Consider the following 19324-nt stretch of genomic DNA (forward strand, 5'->3'; position numbering starts at 1 on the left):
CGCAGGTAGGGGTTTTGTTTTGCCCGCAGGAAAGACCATTTGTGTTTCTATGCAACGGTCTTGCGCATCGCTATCATGCGGGCCTCATTATCAGGTGCAGTTTGCATGCTCACGTTGCTTAAACTTCTGAAAGATGGCCGCTTCCACTCGGGGCAGGCGCTGGGTACTGCGCTGGGTATCAGTCGTAGTGCTGTATGGAAGCAGTTGCAGCACCTGGAGGCGGAGTTAGGGTTATCTGTTCATAAGGTTCGAGGTAGGGGTTATCAGCTGGCTAAGCCGCTGCTGCTTTTGGACTCGGCTGAGATTAGCGCCAAAGAGTCCTGTGAGTGGCCCATCCATATATTTGACTCCATTGATTCGACCAACGCTGAAGCGCTTCGCGCCATAGAGCGTGGAATGGGCGCGCCATTTATGATTTTGGCCGAGCGACAGACAGCCGGTCGTGGTCGTCGTGGTCGCAAGTGGGTGAGTCCGTTTGCCGACAATCTTTACCACAGTCTGGTGCTGCGAATTGATGGTGGCATGCGCCAAATTGAGGGGCTCAGCCTGGTTGTGGGGCTTGCGGTTATGCATGCCTTGCATGATATGGGGATCGCGGGGGCTGGGCTGAAGTGGCCTAACGATGTCCTGGTAGGTGATAAGAAAATCGCGGGCATCTTGCTTGAATTGGTGGGGGATCCAGCAGACGTTTGCCACGTTGTCCTCGGCGTAGGGATTAATGTGAATATGCGGTCGACCGATGAGGTCGATCAGCAATGGACGTCCATGTGCCTTGAGGCGGGCAGGGATTTTGATCGAAACGAGCTGGTTGGACGGTTGGCCGCGAAGTTTCAACATTACCTCAGGCTCCACCAGGTGTCGGGTTTCTCCGCGATCCAAGAGGAATGGGAGCGATACCATCTGTGGCAGGGGCGGAATGTTTCCCTTATTGCCGGTATCAACCAGGTTGACGGGGTTGTGATGGGCATTGATCGTCAGGGCGCGCTGCGTTTGAAGGTAGATGGCGTGGAAAAAATCTTTAGCGGTGGTGAGCTCAGTTTGAGGTTGCGTGATGATTCTTGAGCTCGATTGCGGCAATAGCTTTATCAAGTGGCGTGTCCTTGACTTCGATGGCGTAACGCCGGTCGAAGGAGGGGTGGTTGGTACCGATAGTGCCCTGCTGGCAAGCTTGAGTGACACCGATAAATTTCAGCTCAAGAAATGCCGTCTCGTTAGCGTGAGGACTCCGCAAGAGACGGATTCGCTGGTTGCTCTGCTAATTGATGTTTTTGGAGTGTCTGTCTCACGCGCTGTGCCTGTTCGGGAGTTGGCCGGTGTTAAGAACGGTTACAACGATTACGAGCGGCTAGGGCTCGATCGATGGTTGGCTTTGCTTGGGGGCTTCCATCTTGCCTCGGGAGCCTGCCTGGTGCTCGATTTCGGTACGGCCGTTACAGCGGATTTCGTGGCCGCGGATGGTGAGCATTTGGGGGGGTTCATTTGTCCTGGTATGCCTTTGATGCGTAATCAGTTGCGCACTCATACCCGACGGATTCGCTATGACGATACGGCTGCCGAGCGGGCTCACGAGAGCCTCGCCCCTGGTCGCGAGACTGTAGAGGCGGTGGAGCGCGGTTGCATGCTCATGCTCAGAGGATTTGTCCTGACTCAGCTTGAACTGGCTAAAGAATATTGGGGGAAAGACTTCGTAGTATTTCTCACGGGAGGAGATGCCAATTTGGTATCCGGTGTTGTGCCTGATGCCAAGGTAGTGCCTGATCTGGTTTTTGTTGGTTTGGCGATGGCCTGTCCTTTGTCTTGAGGTTCCTATGCGGTGGCTTTTTCTGCTGTTGGTGGTTTTGAATGTCTTTTATTACGTCTGGCATCAACAGGAGGCTCCGCTTCGGGCAAAAGATGTGACTCCGTTGAGTTTGTACCGGGGGTCGCAGCAGGATATTCATCTCTTGAGCGAAACGGCAGATGCGCTTGTAAGGCGGGATTCAGGCAAATCTGCTGGCCGAGGCGCATGTGTTTATCTTGGTGGCTTCATCCGGATTGAAATGGCGCGCCAGCTGGAGCAGCGACTCGCGGCATCCGGGATCGCGGCTCGCTCCATTGCGCAGGGCTCACCGAATCTGCCTGAGGGCGAAGGATTTTGGGTTCTGATTTCGCCAGATAGCGCGATGAAGGTGAATGAAATGCTGCTTCAAAACCTTTCTAAAGAATTCAATGAGTTAAAACATAAAATAATGCCCTGTGAGGGGGTTGCACCCGCAGGGTAGTTTGCATAGAATGGCGCCCGCTTCGCAGCGAAGGCCTTTAATGGCTAGCGCCACGAAGCGGCGTCAACGCAGCTAACCTCAGGTTTTTTATGAGAAAATGCTTGACAGAAGGCTGGCATGATATAGAATGCCGGCTCGCTTAGGAGGGGTTCCCGAGCGGCCAAAGGGATCAGACTGTAAATCTGACGTCTACGACTTCGAAGGTTCGAATCCTTCCCCCTCCACCAGTTTTAGCGTGAGCTGCAAGCTCCGCGGGTATAGTTTAGTGGTAGAACCTCAGCCTTCCAAGCTGATGATGCGGGTTCGATTCCCGCTACCCGCTCCAAGTTTGCAGGTTGTGCATAGTGTTTCGCTCTTGTAGCTCAGTTGGTAGAGCACACCCTTGGTAAGGGTGAGGTCAGCGGTTCAAATCCGCTCAAGAGCTCCATATAACAAGGCAGATATGAAAATATCTGCCTTTGTTTTAATGGTTTGTGTGACTTGCTAAATTCTTCTCCTAGGGGTGATTTCGATGGCTAAGGAAAAGTTCGAACGTAATAAGCCGCACGTCAACGTTGGTACCATCGGTCACGTCGACCACGGTAAAACCACGCTGACCGCTGCTCTGACCCGTGTCTGCTCCGAAGTTTTCGGTTCGGCCAAGGTTGACTTCGACAAGATCGACAGCGCCCCGGAAGAGAAAGCTCGCGGTATCACCATCAACACCGCTCACGTTGAATACGATTCGGCCGTGCGTCACTACGCACACGTTGACTGCCCAGGTCACGCCGACTACGTAAAAAACATGATCACTGGTGCTGCCCAGATGGACGGCGCGATCCTGGTTTGCTCGGCCGCTGATGGTCCGATGCCACAAACCCGTGAGCACATCCTGCTGTCCCGTCAGGTAGGCGTTCCGTACATCGTTGTCTTCCTGAACAAGGCTGACATGGTTGACGACGCTGAGCTGCTGGAACTGGTTGAGATGGAAGTGCGCGATCTGCTGAGCACTTACGACTTCCCGGGTGATGACACTCCAATCATCATCGGTTCGGCTCTGATGGCTCTGAACGGCCAAGACGACAACGAAATGGGTACCACCGCTGTCAAGCGTCTGGTAGAAACTCTGGACAGCTACATCCCAGAGCCAGAGCGTGCTATCGACAAGCCGTTCCTGATGCCAATCGAAGACGTATTCTCGATCTCCGGTCGCGGTACTGTTGTGACTGGTCGTGTTGAGCGTGGCATCGTCCGCATCCAGGAGGAAGTTGAGATCGTCGGTCTGCGCGACACTCAGAAAACTACCTGCACCGGCGTTGAAATGTTCCGCAAGCTGCTCGACGAAGGTCGTGCTGGCGAGAACTGCGGCGTACTGCTGCGCGGCACCAAGCGTGACGACGTTGAGCGTGGCCAGGTTCTGGTCAAGCCAGGCACCGTCAAGCCGCACACCAAGTTCACTGCAGAAGTTTACGTTCTGAGCAAGGAAGAAGGCGGCCGTCATACTCCGTTCTTCAAAGGCTACCGTCCACAGTTCTACTTCCGTACAACTGACGTGACCGGTAACTGCGAGCTGCCAGAAGGCGTTGAAATGGTAATGCCAGGTGACAACATTCAGATGACTGTCACTCTGATCAAGACCATCGCGATGGAAGACGGTCTGCGTTTCGCTATCCGTGAAGGCGGTCGTACCGTCGGCGCTGGTGTCGTAGCCAAAGTCATCGAGTAAACAGTTGTAATGTCTTTTTCGGGCCGGCATAATGGTCGGCCTGATTTTGTTTTAGGTCAGTAGCTCAATTGGCAGAGCGACGGTCTCCAAAACCGTAGGTTGGGGGTTCGATTCCCTCCTGACCTGCCAGATTCACTTGGTGTATCTGGCTTTCTTTTCACAGGATCTTCATAGATGACTCCTAAAGCTGAAGCTCAAGGCTCTCGCTTCGATCTGCTCAAGTGGCTAGTGGTAGTCGCTTTGGTGGTTGTTGGCGTTGTTGGCAATCAGTATTACTCTGCTTCGCCGATCCTGTACCGTGTACTTGCATTGCTTGCCATTGCCGCTGTTGCTGCCTTTGTGGGGCTGCAAACGGCTAAGGGTAAGTCTTTCTTTGTACTCGCTAAGGAAGCTCGCACCGAGATTCGTAAAGTCGTATGGCCGACTCGCCAAGAAACCACGCAGACCACGTTGATCGTTGTGGCTGTTGTTCTGGTAATGGCGTTGCTGTTGTGGGGGCTCGATTCCCTGCTCGGCTGGCTTGTTTCCTTGATTGTTGGCTAAGGGTGTCCCGTGGCTAAGCGTTGGTACGTTGTGCATGCTTACTCGGGTTACGAGAAGCATGTCATGCGCTCGCTGGTAGAGCGCGTAAAGCTGGCTGGCATGGAAGATGGCTTTGGCGAGATTCTGGTCCCCACTGAAGAAGTGGTTGAGATGCGTAATGGCCAGAAGCGCAAAAGTGAACGCAAGTTCTTTCCAGGTTACGTGCTGGTACAGATGGATATGAACGAAGGGACTTGGCACCTGGTCAAGGATACCCCTCGGGTGATGGGCTTCATTGGCGGTACCGCTGACAAGCCTGCACCGATTACAGATAAAGAGGCAGAAGCGATTCTGCGTCGCGTCGCTGATGGTAGCGATAAGCCGAAGCCAAAAACACTGTTTGAGCCAGGTGAAGTTGTTCGGGTCACTGACGGCCCATTCGCTGACTTTAATGGCACGGTTGAAGAAGTTAACTACGAAAAGAGCCGGATCCAAGTGGCAGTGCTCATTTTCGGTCGCTCTACTCCGGTAGAGCTAGAGTTCAGTCAGGTCGAAAAGGTCTGATTGAACAGGCATCCCAACCCCGCAGCCCTAGGCTGTGGGGTTTTGTCGTCACTGGGATAAACGCGCAAGTAACCGGGGAGCCTTTCGAGGCGCTAGAACCCGTAATTGGAGTGCCTCATGGCCAAGAAAATTACCGCTTACATCAAGCTGCAAGTGAAGGCCGCTCAGGCTAACCCAAGCCCACCTGTTGGTCCTGCCCTGGGTCAGCACGGCGTGAACATCATGGAATTCTGCAAGGCCTTCAACGCCCGTACTCAGGGTCTTGAGCCAGGTCTGCCAACTCCAGTGATCATCACTGTCTACAGCGACCGTAGCTTCACCTTCGAAACTAAAAGCACCCCTGCTTCGGTTCTGCTGAAGAAGGCTGCAGGTTTGACCAGCGGTTCCGCTCGTCCAAACACCGTTAAGGTTGGCACCGTTACCCGTGCCCAGCTGGAAGAAATCGCGAAAACCAAAAACGCGGATCTGACTGCAGCTGATATGGATGCAGCCGTGCGTACTATCGCCGGTTCTGCTCGTAGCATGGGCCTTAACGTGGAGGGTGTGTAATGGCTAAGCTGACCAAGCGTCAAAAGGCTATCGCCGGCAAAATCGAAGCAGGCAAGGCCTACAACTTTGTAGACGCCGCCGCTCTGCTGGCCGAGCTGTCGACTGTCAAGTTCAGCGAGTCGTTCGACGTTGCTGTAAACCTGGGTGTTGACCCGCGTAAATCCGACCAGGTCGTTCGTAGCGCTACCGTGCTGCCACACGGCACTGGCAAGACCGTTCGTGTAGCTGTTTTCACCCAGGGCCCAGCAGCTGAAGCTGCTCTGGCTGCTGGTGCTGACCGCGTAGGCATGGACGATCTGGCTGCTGAAATGAAAGGCGGCGACCTGAACTATGACGTAGTTATCGCATCCCCGGATGCCATGCGCGTTGTGGGTCAGTTGGGTCAGATCCTCGGTCCACGTGGTCTGATGCCTAACCCTAAAGTCGGCACCGTAACGCCAGACGTAGCTACCGCGGTTAAAAACGCCAAGGCTGGTCAGGTTCGTTATCGCACCGACAAGAACGGCATCATTCACACCTCCGTTGGCAAGATTGGCTTCGACGCCGTCAAGTTGAAGGAAAACGTAGAAGCCCTGATCGCTGATCTGAAGCGTATCAAGCCAGCTTCTTCGAAAGGCATCTACGTCAAGCGCGTTACCCTGAGCACCACTATGGGCCCAGGTCTGGTCATCGATCAGAGCTCGCTCGAAGCGTAAGACTCAGATTGGCGCAAGCGATTGCGCCAATCGAAAAATTGGGGTCCCTGCCTGGCGGGGGCTGTCCAAGACCGTAGGCGACGCAAGTCTTAAACCACAAGCCTACGCAGATGGTGCTCCCGGTTCCTTACCGAATCAGACACCAAAACGACATTCGGTTTCGACCGAATGAAACGGTAACAAGCAGGAGTTAAACCCGTGGCAATTAATCTCGAAGACAAGAAGGCCATCGTCGCTGAAGTCAACGAGGCTGCCAAAGTCGCTCTGTCCGCTGTCGTGGCTGATGCCCGTGGCGTAACAGTAGGCGCAATGACCGGACTCCGTAAAGAGGCCCGTGAAGCTGGTGTTTACGTACGTGTCGTACGTAACACCCTGCTCAAGCGCGCAGTTGCTGACACTGAATACAGTGTTCTCAACGACGTGTTCACCGGCCCGACCCTGATCGCGTTCTCCAAAGATCATCCAGGCGCTGCTGCCCGTTTGTTCAAGGAATTCGCCAAGGGTCAGGACAAGTTCGAGATCAAGGCAGCTGCGTTCGAGGGCAAGTTCCTCGCAGCTAATCAGATCGATGTACTGGCAACACTGCCGACCCGCGACGAAGCCATTTCGCAGCTGATGAGCGTGATTCAAGGCGCTACCAGCAAGCTGGCTCGTACTCTGGCTGCAGTTCGCGAGCAAAAAGAAGCTGCCGCAGCCTAAGGCTGAGCACTTCCTCTCGCGCTTTTTTGTTTATTTCGATGGCCGCGTAGGCCGTCCCCCAATTCAGGAAATACAGTAATGTCTATCTCCCAAGACGATATCCTCAACGCCGTAGCTGAAATGTCGGTTCTGCAGGTTGTTGAGCTGATCAAAGCTTTCGAAGAGAAATTCGGCGTTTCCGCTGCCGCTGCTTCCGCTGGTCCAGCTGCTGCTGCCGCCGTTGTTGAAGAGCAAACCGAATTCAACGTCATGCTGACCGAAGCTGGCGAGAAGAAAGTAAACGTGATCAAGGCAGTACGTGAACTGACCGGTCTGGGCCTGAAAGAAGCCAAGGCTGTAGTTGACGGCGCTCCTGCCATGGTTCTGGAAGCTGTTGCCAAAGACGCAGCTGACAAAGCCAAGGCCGCTCTGGAAGAAGCAGGCGCTAAAGTCGAGCTGAAGTAAGCATCGACTTTGCGTCTCCAGCCCGAGCGTTAAGCGACAGGCTGATGGCTGGTGGCTTTTGCCACCGGCCTTTTTCCGTTATTGGCAGCCGACTGGGTCGGTGCTTATAGCGCGCTGTATCCACCCGATGTGGTGGCGCAAACCATGGGGTTTGCACGATTTTCTGGCTGCTCCCGTCGGGAGGGGCCAAACAAGCAGGTGACCAAGCTGGGGAACGCTGATGGCTTACTCATATACTGAGAAAAAACGTATCCGCAAGGACTTTAGCAAGTTGCCGGACGTCATGGATGTGCCGTACCTCCTGGCCATCCAGCTGGATTCGTATCGTGAATTCTTGCAAGCGGGAGCGACTAAAGATCAGTTCCGCGACGTGGGCCTGCATGCGGCCTTCAAATCCGTTTTCCCGATCATCAGCTACTCCGGCAATGCTGCGCTGGAGTACGTCGGTTATCGCCTGGGCGAACCGGCATTTGATGTCAAAGAATGCGTATTGCGCGGTGTGACTTACGCCGTACCTTTGCGGGTAAAAGTGCGCCTGATCATTTTCGACAAAGAATCGTCGAACAAAGCGATCAAGGACATCAAAGAGCAAGAAGTCTACATGGGTGAAATCCCCCTGATGACTGAGAACGGTACCTTCGTAATCAACGGTACCGAGCGTGTAATCGTTTCCCAGCTGCACCGTTCTCCGGGCGTGTTCTTCGACCACGACCGTGGCAAGACGCACAGCTCCGGCAAACTGCTTTATTCCGCGCGCATCATTCCTTACCGCGGTTCGTGGCTGGACTTTGAGTTCGACCCGAAAGATTGCGTATTCGTGCGTATCGACCGTCGCCGCAAGCTGCCTGCATCGGTACTGCTGCGCGCGCTCGGCTATACCACTGAGGAAGTGCTGGACGCGTTCTACACCACCAACGTTTTCCATGTGCAGGGTGAGAATCTCAGCCTGGAACTGGTGCCTCAGCGCCTGCGCGGTGAAATCGCTGTCCTCGATATCCAGGATGACAAAGGCAAGGTTATTGTCGAGCAGGGTCGTCGTATCACCGCTCGCCACATCAACCAGCTGGAAAAAGCCGGGATCAAAGAGCTGCAGGTGCCGATCGACTACGTTCTGGGTCGCACCACGGCCAAGGTCATCGTGCATCCAGCTACCGGCGAAATCCTGGCAGAGTGCAACACCGAGCTGAACACCGAAATCCTGGCAAAAATCGCCAAGGCCCAGGTTGTTCGCATTGAAACTCTGTACACCAACGATATCGACTGCGGTCCGTTCATCTCCGACACGCTGAAGATCGACTCCACCGGCAACCAGCTGGAAGCCCTGGTCGAAATCTATCGCATGATGCGTCCTGGCGAGCCGCCAACCAAAGACGCAGCCGAGACCCTGTTCAACAACCTGTTCTTCAGTCCTGAGCGCTATGACCTGTCTGCGGTCGGCCGGATGAAGTTCAACCGTCGTATCGGTCGTACCGAAATCGAAGGTTCGGGCGTGCTGAACAAGGACGACATCGTTGCGGTGCTCAAGACCCTGGTCGACATCCGTAACGGCAAAGGCATCGTCGATGACATCGACCACCTGGGTAACCGTCGTGTCCGCTGCGTAGGCGAGATGGCCGAGAACCAGTTCCGTGTTGGCCTGGTGCGTGTAGAGCGCGCGGTCAAGGAACGTCTGTCGATGGCTGAAAGCGAAGGCCTGATGCCGCAGGATCTGATCAACGCCAAGCCAGTGGCTGCTGCGGTGAAGGAGTTCTTCGGTTCGAGCCAGCTGTCTCAGTTCATGGACCAGAACAACCCGCTGTCGGAGATTACCCACAAGCGTCGTGTATCTGCGCTCGGCCCGGGCGGTCTGACCCGTGAGCGCGCAGGCTTCGAAGTTCGTGACGTACACCCGACTCACTACGGTCGTGTATGCCCGATTGAAACGCCGGAAGGTCCGAACATCGGTCTGATCAACTCGCTGGCAGCCTATGCTCGCACCAACCAGTATGGCTTCCTCGAGAGCCCGTACCGTGTGGTGAAAGAAGGTCTGGTGACCGACGAGATCGTGTTCCTGTCCGCTATCGAAGAAGCCGATCACGTGATCGCTCAGGCTTCGGCGACCATGAACGAAAAAGGTCAGCTGATCGACGAACTGGTAGCTGTTCGTCACCTGAACGAGTTCACCGTCAAGGCGCCAGAAGACGTCACCTTGATGGACGTTTCGCCCAAGCAGGTTGTTTCGGTGGCGGCATCGTTGATTCCGTTCCTCGAGCACGACGACGCCAACCGTGCGTTGATGGGCTCGAACATGCAGCGTCAAGCTGTACCGACCCTGCGTGCCGACAAGCCGCTGGTAGGTACCGGCATGGAACGTAACGTTGCCCGTGACTCCGGCGTTTGCGTCGTGGCTCGTCGTGGTGGCGTGATCGATTCCGTCGATGCCAGCCGTATCGTGGTTCGTGTTGCCGATGACGAAGTTGAAACTGGCGAAGCCGGTGTCGACATCTACAACCTGACCAAATACACCCGCTCCAACCAGAACACCTGCATTAACCAGCGTCCGCTGGTGAGCAAGGGTGATCGGGTTCAGCGTAGCGACATCATGGCTGACGGCCCGTCCACCGATATGGGTGAACTGGCACTGGGCCAGAACATGCGCATCGCGTTCATGGCATGGAACGGCTTCAACTTCGAAGACTCCATCTGCCTGTCCGAGCGTGTTGTTCAGGAAGATCGCTTTACCACGATTCACATTCAGGAACTGACCTGTGTGGCTCGTGACACCAAGCTTGGCCCAGAGGAAATCACTGCGGACATCCCTAACGTGGGTGAAGCCGCACTGAACAAGCTGGACGAGGCCGGTATCGTTTACGTAGGTGCTGAAGTAGGCGCAGGCGACATCCTGGTTGGTAAGGTCACTCCGAAAGGCGAGACTCAACTGACTCCGGAAGAAAAACTGCTGCGTGCCATCTTCGGTGAAAAAGCCAGCGACGTTAAAGACACCTCCCTGCGTGTGCCTACCGGCACCAAGGGTACCGTCATCGACGTACAAGTCTTCACCCGCGACGGTGTAGAGCGTGACGCTCGTGCACTGTCTATCGAGAAGACTCAACTCGACGAGATCCGCAAGGACCTGAACGAAGAGTTCCGTATCGTTGAAGGCGCAACTTTCGAGCGTCTGCGTTCCGCTCTGGTCGGCCACAAAGCCGAAGGCGGCGCCGGCCTGAAGAAAGGTCAGGAAATCACCGACGAAGTTCTCGACGGTCTTGAGCATGGCCAGTGGTTCAAGCTGCGCATGGCTGAAGATGCTCTGAACGAGCAGCTCGAGAAGGCCCAGGCCTATATCGTTGATCGCCGCCGTCTGCTGGACGACAAGTTCGAAGACAAGAAGCGCAAACTGCAGCAAGGCGATGACCTGGCTCCAGGCGTGCTGAAAATCGTCAAGGTTTACCTGGCAATCCGTCGTCGCATCCAGCCGGGCGACAAGATGGCCGGTCGTCACGGTAACAAGGGTGTGGTCTCCGTGATCATGCCGGTTGAAGACATGCCGCACGATGCCAATGGCACCCCGGTCGACGTCGTCCTCAACCCGTTGGGCGTACCTTCGCGTATGAACGTTGGTCAGATCCTTGAAACCCACCTGGGCCTCGCGGCCAAGGGCTTGGGCGAGAAGATCAACCGTATGATCGAAGAGCAGCGCAAGGTTGCTGACCTGCGTAAGTTCCTGCACGAGATCTACAACGAGATCGGCGGACGCAACGAAGAGCTGGATACCTTCTCCGACCAGGAAATCCTGGATCTGGCGAAGAACCTGCGCGGCGGCGTTCCAATGGCAACTCCGGTGTTCGACGGTGCCAAGGAAAGCGAAATCAAGGCCATGCTGAAACTGGCAGACCTGCCGGAAAGCGGCCAGATGCAGCTGTTCGACGGCCGTACCGGCAACAAGTTCGAGCGCCCGGTTACCGTTGGCTACATGTACATGCTGAAGCTGAACCACTTGGTAGACGACAAGATGCACGCTCGTTCTACCGGTTCTTACAGCCTGGTTACCCAGCAGCCGCTGGGTGGTAAGGCGCAGTTCGGTGGTCAGCGTTTCGGGGAGATGGAGGTCTGGGCACTGGAAGCGTACGGTGCCGCATACACTCTGCAAGAAATGCTCACAGTGAAGTCGGACGATGTGAACGGCCGGACCAAGATGTACAAAAACATCGTGGACGGCGATCACCGTATGGAGCCGGGCATGCCCGAGTCTTTCAACGTGTTGATCAAGGAAATTCGTTCCCTCGGCATCGATATCGATCTGGAAACCGAATAACACGTGACGCGAATCGAGAGCGGGGCTGTTTTGCCCGCTCTCTGCTCCGCCAGGAGGAAAGGCCTTGAAAGACCTACTGAATTTGCTGAAAAACCAGGGTCAAGTCGAAGAGTTCGACGCCATCCGTATCGGATTGGCCTCGCCTGAGATGATCCGTTCGTGGTCGTTCGGTGAAGTTAAAAAGCCGGAAACCATCAACTACCGTACGTTCAAACCCGAGCGTGACGGCCTGTTCTGCGCCAAGATCTTTGGCCCGGTAAAGGATTACGAGTGCCTGTGCGGTAAGTACAAGCGCTTGAAGCACCGTGGTGTGATCTGCGAGAAGTGCGGCGTTGAAGTCGCGCTGGCAAAAGTTCGTCGTGAGCGCATGGCGCACATCGAACTGGCCTCGCCGGTTGCCCACATCTGGTTCCTGAAATCGCTGCCGTCCCGTATCGGCTTGCTGATGGACATGACCCTGCGTGATATCGAGCGCGTTCTCTACTTCGAGAGCTATGTCGTTATCGACCCGGGCATGACCACCCTTGAAAAAGGTCAGCTGCTCAACGACGAGCAGTACTTCGAAGCGCTGGAAGAGTTCGGCGACGATTTCGATGCCCGCATGGGTGCCGAAGCTGTCCGTGAGCTGCTGCACGCGATCGACCTGGAGCACGAGATTGGCCGTCTGCGTGAAGAAATTCCGCAAACCAACTCCGAAACCAAGATCAAGAAGCTGTCCAAGCGTCTGAAGTTGATGGAAGCCTTCCAGGGTTCCGGCAACCTGCCAGAGTGGATGGTGCTGACCGTTCTGCCGGTTCTGCCGCCAGACCTGCGTCCACTGGTTCCGCTCGATGGTGGTCGTTTCGCGACTTCCGACCTCAACGATCTGTATCGTCGAGTGATCAACCGTAACAACCGCTTGAAGCGCCTGCTTGATCTGTCCGCTCCGGACATCATCGTGCGCAACGAAAAGCGTATGTTGCAGGAAGCTGTCGACGCATTGCTCGACAACGGCCGTCGTGGTCGCGCTATCACCGGTTCCAACAAGCGTCCTCTGAAATCCCTGGCTGACATGATCAAGGGTAAGCAGGGTCGTTTCCGTCAGAACTTGCTCGGTAAGCGTGTTGACTACTCCGGTCGTTCGGTAATTACCGTAGGCCCGACCCTGCGTCTGCACCAGTGCGGTCTGCCTAAGAAAATGGCTCTGGAGCTGTTCAAGCCGTTCATTTTCGGCAAGCTGGAAATGCGTGGTCTCGCGACCACCATCAAAGCCGCCAAGAAGATGGTCGAGCGCGAGCTGCCAGAGGTTTGGGACGTTCTCGCCGAAGTGATTCGCGAACACCCAGTGCTGCTCAACCGTGCACCGACCCTTCACCGTCTGGGTATCCAGGCGTTTGAACCGGTACTGATCGAAGGTAAGGCCATCCAGCTGCACCCTCTGGTCTGTGCTGCGTACAACGCCGACTTCGACGGCGACCAAATGGCCGTGCATGTACCGCTGACGCTGGAAGCCCAGCTCGAAGCGCGTGCGCTGATGATGTCGACCAACAACATCCTGTCGCCAGCCAACGGTGAGCCAATCATCGTTCCGTCGCAGGACGTTGTATTGGGTCTGTACTACATGACTCGTGAAGCGATCAACGCCAAGGGCGAAGGTCGTGTGTTCGCGGATCTGCAGGAAGTTGACCGTGTGTTCCGTGCCGGCGAAGCCGCACTGCACGCCAAGGTCAAAGTGCGGATCAACGAAACCGTGAACGATCGTGATGGCGGCAGCGTGACCAACACCCGTATCGTCGACACCACCGTCGGCCGTGCGCTGTTGTTCCAGGTTGTGCCAAAAGGTCTGTCCTTCGACGTCGTCAACCTGCCGATGAAGAAAAAGGCGATCTCCAAGCTGATCAACCAGTGCTACCGCGTGGTTGGTCTGAAAGAGACCGTGATCTTCGCTGACCAGTTGATGTACACCGGTTTTGCCTATTCGACCATTTCCGGCGTTTCCATCGGTGTTAACGACTTCGTTATCCCGGACGAAAAAGCCCGCATCATCGGTGCTGCTACCGAAGAAGTGAAAGAGATCGAAAGTCAGTACGCCTCCGGCCTGGTAACCCAGGGCGAGAAGTACAACAAGGTGATCGACCTCTGGTCCAAGGCGAACGACGAAGTATCCAAGGCGATGATGGCCAACCTCTCGAAAGAGAAGGTCATCGACCGTCATGGCAACGAAGTCGACCAAGAGTCCTTCAACTCGATGTACATGATGGCCGACTCGGGCGCACGGGGTTCTGCTGCGCAGATCCGTCAGCTCGCCGGTATGCGTGGCCTGATGGCCAAGCCGGACGGTTCTATCATCGAGACCCCGATTACCGCGAACTTCCGTGAAGGTTTGAGCGTACTCCAGTACTTCATCTCCACTCACGGTGCTCGTAAGGGTCTTGCGGATACCGCGTTGAAAACGGCGAACTCCGGTTACCTGACTCGTCGTCTGGTAGACGTTGCGCAGGATCTGGTCGTGACCGAGATCGATTGCGGCACCGAACACGGCCTGGTAATGACTCCGCACATTGAAGGCGGTGACGTTGTAGAGCCGCTGGGTGAGCGCGTATTGGGTCGTGTCATCGCCCGTGACGTATTCAAGCCGGGTACCGAGGACGTAATCGTTCCTGCCGGCACCCTGGTTGACGAGAAGTGGGTCGAGTTCATCGAACTCAACAGCATCGACGAAGTGATCGTACGTTCGCCGATCAGCTGCGAAACCCGCTACGGCATCTGCGCCAAGTGCTACGGTCGCGACCTGGCTCGTGGTCACCAGGTGAACATCGGTGAAGCGGTCGGCGTTATCGCTGCCCAGTCCATCGGTGAGCCGGGTACCCAGCTGACGATGCGTACGTTCCACATCGGTGGTGCGGCCAGCCGAACCTCCGCAGCTGACAGCGTTCAGGTGAAGAATGGCGGTACTGTCCGTCTGCACAACCTCAAGCACGTAGAGCGCGTGGACGGTCACCTGGTGGCTGTATCCCGTTCCGGTGAGCTGGCGATCGCTGACGACTTCGGTCGCGAGCGCGAGCGCTACAAGCTGCCGTACGGTGCTGTGATTTCGGTCAAGGAAGGTGACAAGGTCGACGCTGGCGCTATCGTGGCCAAGTGGGATCCGCATACCCACCCGATCGTGACCGAAATGAAAGGTACCGTGACCTACGTGGGCATGGAAGAAGGCATCACGATCAAGCGTCAGACTGACGAATTGACCGGTATGACCAACATTGAAGTACTTGACGCGAAAGATCGTCCAGCTGCTGGCAAGGACATCCGTCCGGCCGTGAAGATGGTCGACGACAACGGCAAGGATCTGTTGCTGCCAGGCACTGACGTAATCGCTCAGTATTTCCTGCCAGCCAACGCCCTGGTCGGTGTTGCGGACGGTGCGCGGATCGCGATCGGTGATGTTATCGCTCGTATCCCGCAGGAAACTTCGAAAACCCGCGACATCACCGGTGGTCTGCCGCGTGTTGCCGACTTGTTCGAAGCCCGTCGTCCGAAAGAAGCCTCGATTCTGGCTGAAGTCAGCGGCACCATCGCGTTCGGTAAAGAGACCAAGGGCAAGCGCCGTCTGGTCATCACGCCGAACGACGGTAGCGATCCGTACGAAGAGCTGATTCCGAAGTGGCGTCACCTGAACGTCTTCGAAGGCGAACAGGTAAACCGCGGCGAAGTTATCTCCGACGGCCCGAGCGATCCACACGACATCCTGCGTCTGCTGGGTGTGAGTGCGCTGGCCAAGTACATCGTGAACGAGATCCAGGACGTTTACCGTCTGCAAGGCGTGAAGATCAATGACAAGCACATCGAGACCATCCTGCGTCAGATGCTGCGTAAAGTTGAGATCGCTGAATCCGGCGATTCGAGTTTCATCAAGGGCGACCAGATGGAGCTGACTCACGTACTGGTGGAAAACGAGCGCCTGGCGACGGAAGACAAGTTCGTCTCCAAGTTCACTCGCGTGCTGCTGGGTATCACCAAGGCGTCGTTGTCCACCGAATCGTTCATCTCGGCGGCTTCCTTCCAGGAAACCACCCGTGTACTGACCGAAGCGGCGGTAACCGGCAAGCGCGATTACCTGCGCGGCCTGAAAGAAAACGTGGTCGTGGGTCGTCTGATCCCGGCTGGTACCGGTTTGGCCTATCACAGCGAGCGCAAGCGTCGTCGTGATGCAGACAAGCCGTTGCGCGTAAGCGCCAGTGAAGTGGAAGCTGCACTGACCGAAGCACTGAACTCGAGCGGTAACTGAGTTCTGCGGTAATTAAGTGCCTGGCCCTGGTCATCCCGTTTGCTGGATCGAGACAAAATGTCGAGATCCGGCGGGCGGGGAGGTCGGGGCCTTGCCTTGACTGGGAACAAGATCCTCTTTAGACTCTTGATCCCCTAAATTTGGCGGGAATTCGTTCCTGCCATTTTGCTTTTCTTGTAAGACAATAGCGTCGCAAGACAACAGTGGAGCTAGTAGATGGCAACTATCAACCAGCTGGTACGTCAGCCGCGTAAGCGTATCGTCGAGAAATCCGACGTGCCTGCGCTGCAGAACTGCCCGCAACGTCGTGGCGTATGCACCCGTGTGTATACCACCACGCCGAAAAAACCTAACTCGGCACTGCGTAAAGTATGCCGTGTGCGTCTGACCAACGGTTTCGAGGTTTCCTCGTACATCGGTGGTGAAGGCCACAACCTGCAAGAGCACAGCGTGGTACTGATCCGCGGCGGTCGTGTAAAAGACTTGCCAGGTGTTCGTTACCACACCGTTCGCGGTTCTTTGGATACTTCCGGCGTTAAAGGTCGTAACCAGGGTCGTTCGAAGTACGGTACCAAGCGTCCGAAGTAATCGGCCGTTTTGCAGTTTTTCATTTTATTGAGTCGATAAGAGTAAGGTCGGGCACGCATTAGCTGTCCCGGGCTAACCTGAAGACCGTTTGAGGGCTTATCAATGCCAAGACGTCGCGTAGCAGCCAAACGTGAGATTCTGGACGATCCGAAATACGGAAGCCAGATTCTCGCCAAGTTCATGAACCACGTAATGGAAAGCGGCAAGAAAGCCGTTGCCGAGCGTATTGTTTATGGCGCACTGGACAAAGTTAAGGAACGCAAGAACAGCGATCCCCTGGAAATCTTCGAGAAAGCTCTCGACGCCATCGCTCCGCTGGTCGAAGTGAAGTCGCGCCGTGTAGGCGGTGCTACTTACCAGGTTCCGGTCGAAGTTCGTCCGTCCCGTCGTAACGCCCTGGCAATGCGCTGGTTGGTAGACTTCGCCCGCAAGCGCGGTGAGAAGTCCATGGCTCTGCGTTTGGCTGGCGAACTGTTGGACGCTGCTGAAGGTAAAGGTGCTGCAGTTAAGAAGCGTGAAGACGTGCACCGTATGGCTGAAGCCAACAAGGCTTTCTCGCACTACCGCTTCTAATTCTAGCGTCACTCAATTTGCGAGGGCTTTATGGCTCGTACTACACCGATTAATCGCTACCGTAACATCGGTATCGTTGCCCACGTGGATGCTGGTAAAACCACCACCACTGAGCGCGTCCTTTTTTACACTGGCAAAAGTCACAAGATGGGCGAGGTGCATGATGGCGCCGCGACCACCGACTGGATGGTGCAGGAGCAGGAGCGTGGTATTACCATTACTTCTGCTGCCATTACCGCCTTCTGGAAGGGTTCCGAGAAGCAGTATCCGCATGAGCATCGCTTCAACGTTATCGATACCCCGGGTCACGTGGACTTCACCATTGAAGTTGAGCGTTCCCTGCGTGTACTCGACGGCGCTGTGGTTGTGTTCTGCGGTACCTCGGGTGTTGAGCCTCAGTCGGAAACCGTATGGCGTCAGGCCAACAAATACGGTGTTCCACGTCTTGTTTACGTAAACAAGATGGACCGTGCTGGTGCCAACTTCCTGCGCGTGATCGGTCAGATCAAGCAGCGTCTGGGTCACACTCCGGTGCCGATCCAGCTGGCTATCGGTTCCGAAGACAACTTCCAGGGTCAGATCGATCTGATCAACATGCAAGCTGTCTACTGGAACGATTCTGACAAGGGTATGGTTCCTGTTCGCAAGGACATCCCGGCAGAGTTGCTGGAAGAAGCCGAGAAGTGGCGCGGCAACATGGTTGAGGCTGCGGCCGAAGCCAACGAAGAGCTGATGAACAAGTACCTTGAGGGTGAAGAACTCACCAACGAGGAAATCAAGGCCGCTCTGCGTCAGCGTACCATCGCTGGTGAGATCGTTCTGGCTGTTTGCGGTTCTTCCTTCAAGAACAAGGGTGTTCCCCTGGTTCTCGATGCTGTGATCGACTTCCTGCCTGCTCCAACCGACATTCCTGCTATCAAGGGTTCCAACCCTGATAACGAGGAAGAGGAAATGGAGCGTCATGCAAGCGACGACGAGCCTTTCGCGGCCCTGGCGTTCAAGATCGCTACCGACCCATTCGTGGGCACCTTGACCTTCGTTCGGGTTTACTCGGGCGTGTTGAACTCCGGCGACGGCGTGATCAACTCTGTTAAAGGCAAGAAAGAGCGTGTGGGTCGTATGGTGCAAATGCACGCAAACGCCCGCGAAGAGATCAAGGAAGTGCGCGCTGGCGACATCGCGGCCTTGATCGGCATGAAGGACGTCACCACCGGTGAAACCTTGTGCAACGCTGACAAGCCGATCATCCTGGTTCGCATGGACTTCCCGGAGCCGGTTATTTCGGTTGCCGTTGAGCCAAAAACCAAGGATGACCAGGAAAAAATGGGTATCGCTCTGGGCAAGCTTGCTCAGGAAGATCCATCTTTCCGCGTCAAGACTGATGAAGAGACCGGTCAAACGATCATCTCTGGCATGGGCGAGTTGCACCTGGACATCCTGGTTGACCGGATGCGCCGTGAGTTCAACGTCGAAGCCAACATCGGCAAGCCTCAGGTTTCCTATCGTGAGCGCATCACGAAGAACTGTGAAATCGAAGGCAAGTTCGTTCGCCAGTCCGGTGGTCGTGGCCAGTTCGGTCACTGCTGGATTCGTTTTGCGCCGGCTGACGAAGGTCAGGAAGGTCTGCAATTCGTGAACGAAGTCGTAGGTGGTGTGGTTCCTAAGGAATACATCCCGGCGATCCAGAAGGGTATCGAAGAGCAGATGAAGAACGGCGTTGTTGCCGGCTATCCGCTGATCGGCCTGAAGGCGACTGTGTTCGATGGTTCTTACCACGACGTCGACTCCAACGAGATGGCGTTCAAGGTGGCTGCTTCCATGGCGACCAAGCAACTGGCCCAGAAGGGCGGTGGTGAGTTGCTCGAGCCGATCATGGCGGTAGAGGTTGTTACGCCTGAAGACTACATGGGTGATGTCATGGGCGACCTTAACCGTCGTCGTGGCATGATTCTGGGTATGGAAGATACGGTTTCCGGCAAGGTCATTCGTGCCGAGGTTCCGTTGGGTGAAATGTTCGGTTACGCAACCGACGTTCGTTCCATGTCTCAGGGTCGCGCGAGCTACTCTATGGAATTCAAAAAATACAATACAGCTCCGTCGCATATCGTCGAAACTGTTACCAAAAAGCAAGGCTGATTCAGCCCTTTAAGCTAGGAGTTAATTGTC

Annotated in this window: 15 protein-coding genes and 4 tRNA genes; all 19 read left to right on the forward strand. The window is 55.6% G+C overall.

The genetic code is table 11. From position 1 onward, the window contains the following. Positions 1–105: 105 nt before the first annotated feature. The 19 genes from birA (at position 106) to fusA (ending at position 19294) form a co-directional block, all read left to right on the forward strand. Entirely contained in the window at positions 106–1062 is a 957-nt protein-coding gene (gene birA / locus PSEUDOMOFG3G_RS01035) for a bifunctional biotin--[acetyl-CoA-carboxylase] ligase/biotin operon repressor BirA (protein ID WP_047230554.1), read from the forward strand. Next, entirely contained in the window at positions 1052–1801 is a 750-nt protein-coding gene (locus tag PSEUDOMOFG3G_RS01040) for a pantothenate kinase (RefSeq protein ID WP_139049046.1), read from the forward strand. The genes birA and PSEUDOMOFG3G_RS01040 overlap by 11 nt, the downstream gene beginning before the upstream one ends. 7 nt (positions 1802–1808) lie before the next feature. After that, a complete protein-coding gene (locus PSEUDOMOFG3G_RS01045) occupies positions 1809–2261 on the forward strand; it encodes a hypothetical protein (protein ID WP_139049047.1) in 453 nt (150 codons plus the stop codon). 142 nt (positions 2262–2403) lie between these two features. Then, positions 2404–2488: transfer RNA gene (locus PSEUDOMOFG3G_RS01050), tRNA-Tyr, on the forward strand. A gap of 24 nt (positions 2489–2512) precedes the next feature. Then, a tRNA-Gly gene (locus tag PSEUDOMOFG3G_RS01055) sits at positions 2513–2586 on the forward strand. 26 nt (positions 2587–2612) lie between these two features. Then, positions 2613–2688: transfer RNA gene (locus PSEUDOMOFG3G_RS01060), tRNA-Thr, on the forward strand. 84 nt (positions 2689–2772) lie between these two features. Next, on the forward strand, positions 2773–3966 hold the full coding sequence (gene tuf / locus PSEUDOMOFG3G_RS01065) for an elongation factor Tu (RefSeq protein WP_139049048.1): 1194 nt from the start codon (positions 2773–2775) through the stop codon (positions 3964–3966). Between the two features lie 53 nt (positions 3967–4019). Continuing rightward, positions 4020–4095 (forward strand) — tRNA-Trp (locus PSEUDOMOFG3G_RS01070). A gap of 45 nt (positions 4096–4140) precedes the next feature. After that, positions 4141–4509: a preprotein translocase subunit SecE gene (gene secE, locus PSEUDOMOFG3G_RS01075; RefSeq protein WP_003186101.1), complete on the forward strand. Its 369-nt coding sequence runs from the start codon at positions 4141–4143 to the stop codon at positions 4507–4509. Positions 4510–4518: 9 nt separating this feature from the next. Next, positions 4519–5052 carry a transcription termination/antitermination protein NusG gene (gene nusG / locus PSEUDOMOFG3G_RS01080; RefSeq protein ID WP_003186097.1) on the forward strand — a complete coding sequence of 178 codons (534 nt, stop codon included), beginning with the start codon at positions 4519–4521 and terminating at the stop codon, positions 5050–5052. A 117-nt stretch (positions 5053–5169) separates the two neighbouring features. Next, on the forward strand, positions 5170–5601 hold the full coding sequence (rplK, locus tag PSEUDOMOFG3G_RS01085) for a 50S ribosomal protein L11 (protein ID WP_003176435.1): 432 nt from the start codon (positions 5170–5172) through the stop codon (positions 5599–5601). Continuing rightward, on the forward strand, positions 5601–6296 hold the full coding sequence (rplA, locus tag PSEUDOMOFG3G_RS01090) for a 50S ribosomal protein L1 (protein WP_139049049.1): 696 nt from the start codon (positions 5601–5603) through the stop codon (positions 6294–6296). The genes rplK and rplA overlap by 1 nt, the downstream gene beginning before the upstream one ends. A 198-nt stretch (positions 6297–6494) precedes the next feature. After that, positions 6495–6995, forward strand: coding sequence for a 50S ribosomal protein L10 (gene rplJ / locus PSEUDOMOFG3G_RS01095; RefSeq protein ID WP_047230484.1), 501 nt, complete (start codon positions 6495–6497; stop codon positions 6993–6995). Positions 6996–7073: 78 nt separating this feature from the next. Then, a complete protein-coding gene (rplL, locus tag PSEUDOMOFG3G_RS01100; protein WP_027617682.1) occupies positions 7074–7439 on the forward strand; it encodes a 50S ribosomal protein L7/L12 in 366 nt (121 codons plus the stop codon). 220 nt (positions 7440–7659) lie between these two features. After that, positions 7660–11733: a DNA-directed RNA polymerase subunit beta gene (gene rpoB / locus PSEUDOMOFG3G_RS01105; protein ID WP_047230483.1), complete on the forward strand. Its 4074-nt coding sequence runs from the start codon at positions 7660–7662 to the stop codon at positions 11731–11733. A gap of 64 nt (positions 11734–11797) precedes the next feature. Then, positions 11798–15997 carry a DNA-directed RNA polymerase subunit beta' gene (rpoC, locus tag PSEUDOMOFG3G_RS01110; protein WP_047230482.1) on the forward strand — a complete coding sequence of 1400 codons (4200 nt, stop codon included), beginning with the start codon at positions 11798–11800 and terminating at the stop codon, positions 15995–15997. Between the two features lie 216 nt (positions 15998–16213). After that, the gene (rpsL, locus tag PSEUDOMOFG3G_RS01115) at positions 16214–16585 is read left to right on the forward strand and encodes a 30S ribosomal protein S12 (protein WP_003186084.1); all 372 of its coding nucleotides are present in this window, start codon (positions 16214–16216) and stop codon (positions 16583–16585) included. A gap of 102 nt (positions 16586–16687) precedes the next feature. Further along, positions 16688–17158 (forward strand): 30S ribosomal protein S7, encoded by a 471-nt coding sequence (gene rpsG, locus PSEUDOMOFG3G_RS01120; RefSeq protein WP_003186074.1) that lies wholly within the window; start codon positions 16688–16690, stop codon positions 17156–17158. 30 nt (positions 17159–17188) lie between these two features. Next, complete coding sequence (gene fusA / locus PSEUDOMOFG3G_RS01125) at positions 17189–19294, forward strand: elongation factor G (RefSeq protein WP_047230481.1); 2106 nt, start codon at positions 17189–17191, stop codon at positions 19292–19294. The last annotated feature ends 30 nt before the right edge of the window (positions 19295–19324 follow it).

The sequence above is a fragment of the Pseudomonas sp. FG-3G genome (assembly GCF_901007645.1).
Lineage (GTDB): Bacteria > Pseudomonadota > Gammaproteobacteria > Pseudomonadales > Pseudomonadaceae > Aquipseudomonas > Aquipseudomonas rhizophila.

Bases quoted from the DNA above. Each gene is read 5' to 3' on its own strand.
- birA (WP_047230554.1), top strand. From the start codon at position 106: ATGCTCACGTTGCTTAAACTTCTGAAAGATGGCCGCTTCCACTCGGGG.
- PSEUDOMOFG3G_RS01040 (WP_139049046.1), top strand. From the start codon at position 1,052: ATGATTCTTGAGCTCGATTGCGGCAATAGCTTTATCAAGTGGCGTGTC.
- PSEUDOMOFG3G_RS01045 (WP_139049047.1), top strand. From the start codon at position 1,809: ATGCGGTGGCTTTTTCTGCTGTTGGTGGTTTTGAATGTCTTTTATTAC.
- tuf (WP_139049048.1), top strand. From the start codon at position 2,773: ATGGCTAAGGAAAAGTTCGAACGTAATAAGCCGCACGTCAACGTTGGT.
- secE (WP_003186101.1), top strand. From the start codon at position 4,141: ATGACTCCTAAAGCTGAAGCTCAAGGCTCTCGCTTCGATCTGCTCAAG.
- rplK (WP_003176435.1), top strand. From the start codon at position 5,170: ATGGCCAAGAAAATTACCGCTTACATCAAGCTGCAAGTGAAGGCCGCT.
- rplA (WP_139049049.1), top strand. From the start codon at position 5,601: ATGGCTAAGCTGACCAAGCGTCAAAAGGCTATCGCCGGCAAAATCGAA.
- rplL (WP_027617682.1), top strand. From the start codon at position 7,074: ATGTCTATCTCCCAAGACGATATCCTCAACGCCGTAGCTGAAATGTCG.
- rpoB (WP_047230483.1), top strand. From the start codon at position 7,660: ATGGCTTACTCATATACTGAGAAAAAACGTATCCGCAAGGACTTTAGC.
- rpsL (WP_003186084.1), top strand. From the start codon at position 16,214: ATGGCAACTATCAACCAGCTGGTACGTCAGCCGCGTAAGCGTATCGTC.
- rpsG (WP_003186074.1), top strand. From the start codon at position 16,688: ATGCCAAGACGTCGCGTAGCAGCCAAACGTGAGATTCTGGACGATCCG.
- fusA (WP_047230481.1), top strand. From the start codon at position 17,189: ATGGCTCGTACTACACCGATTAATCGCTACCGTAACATCGGTATCGTT.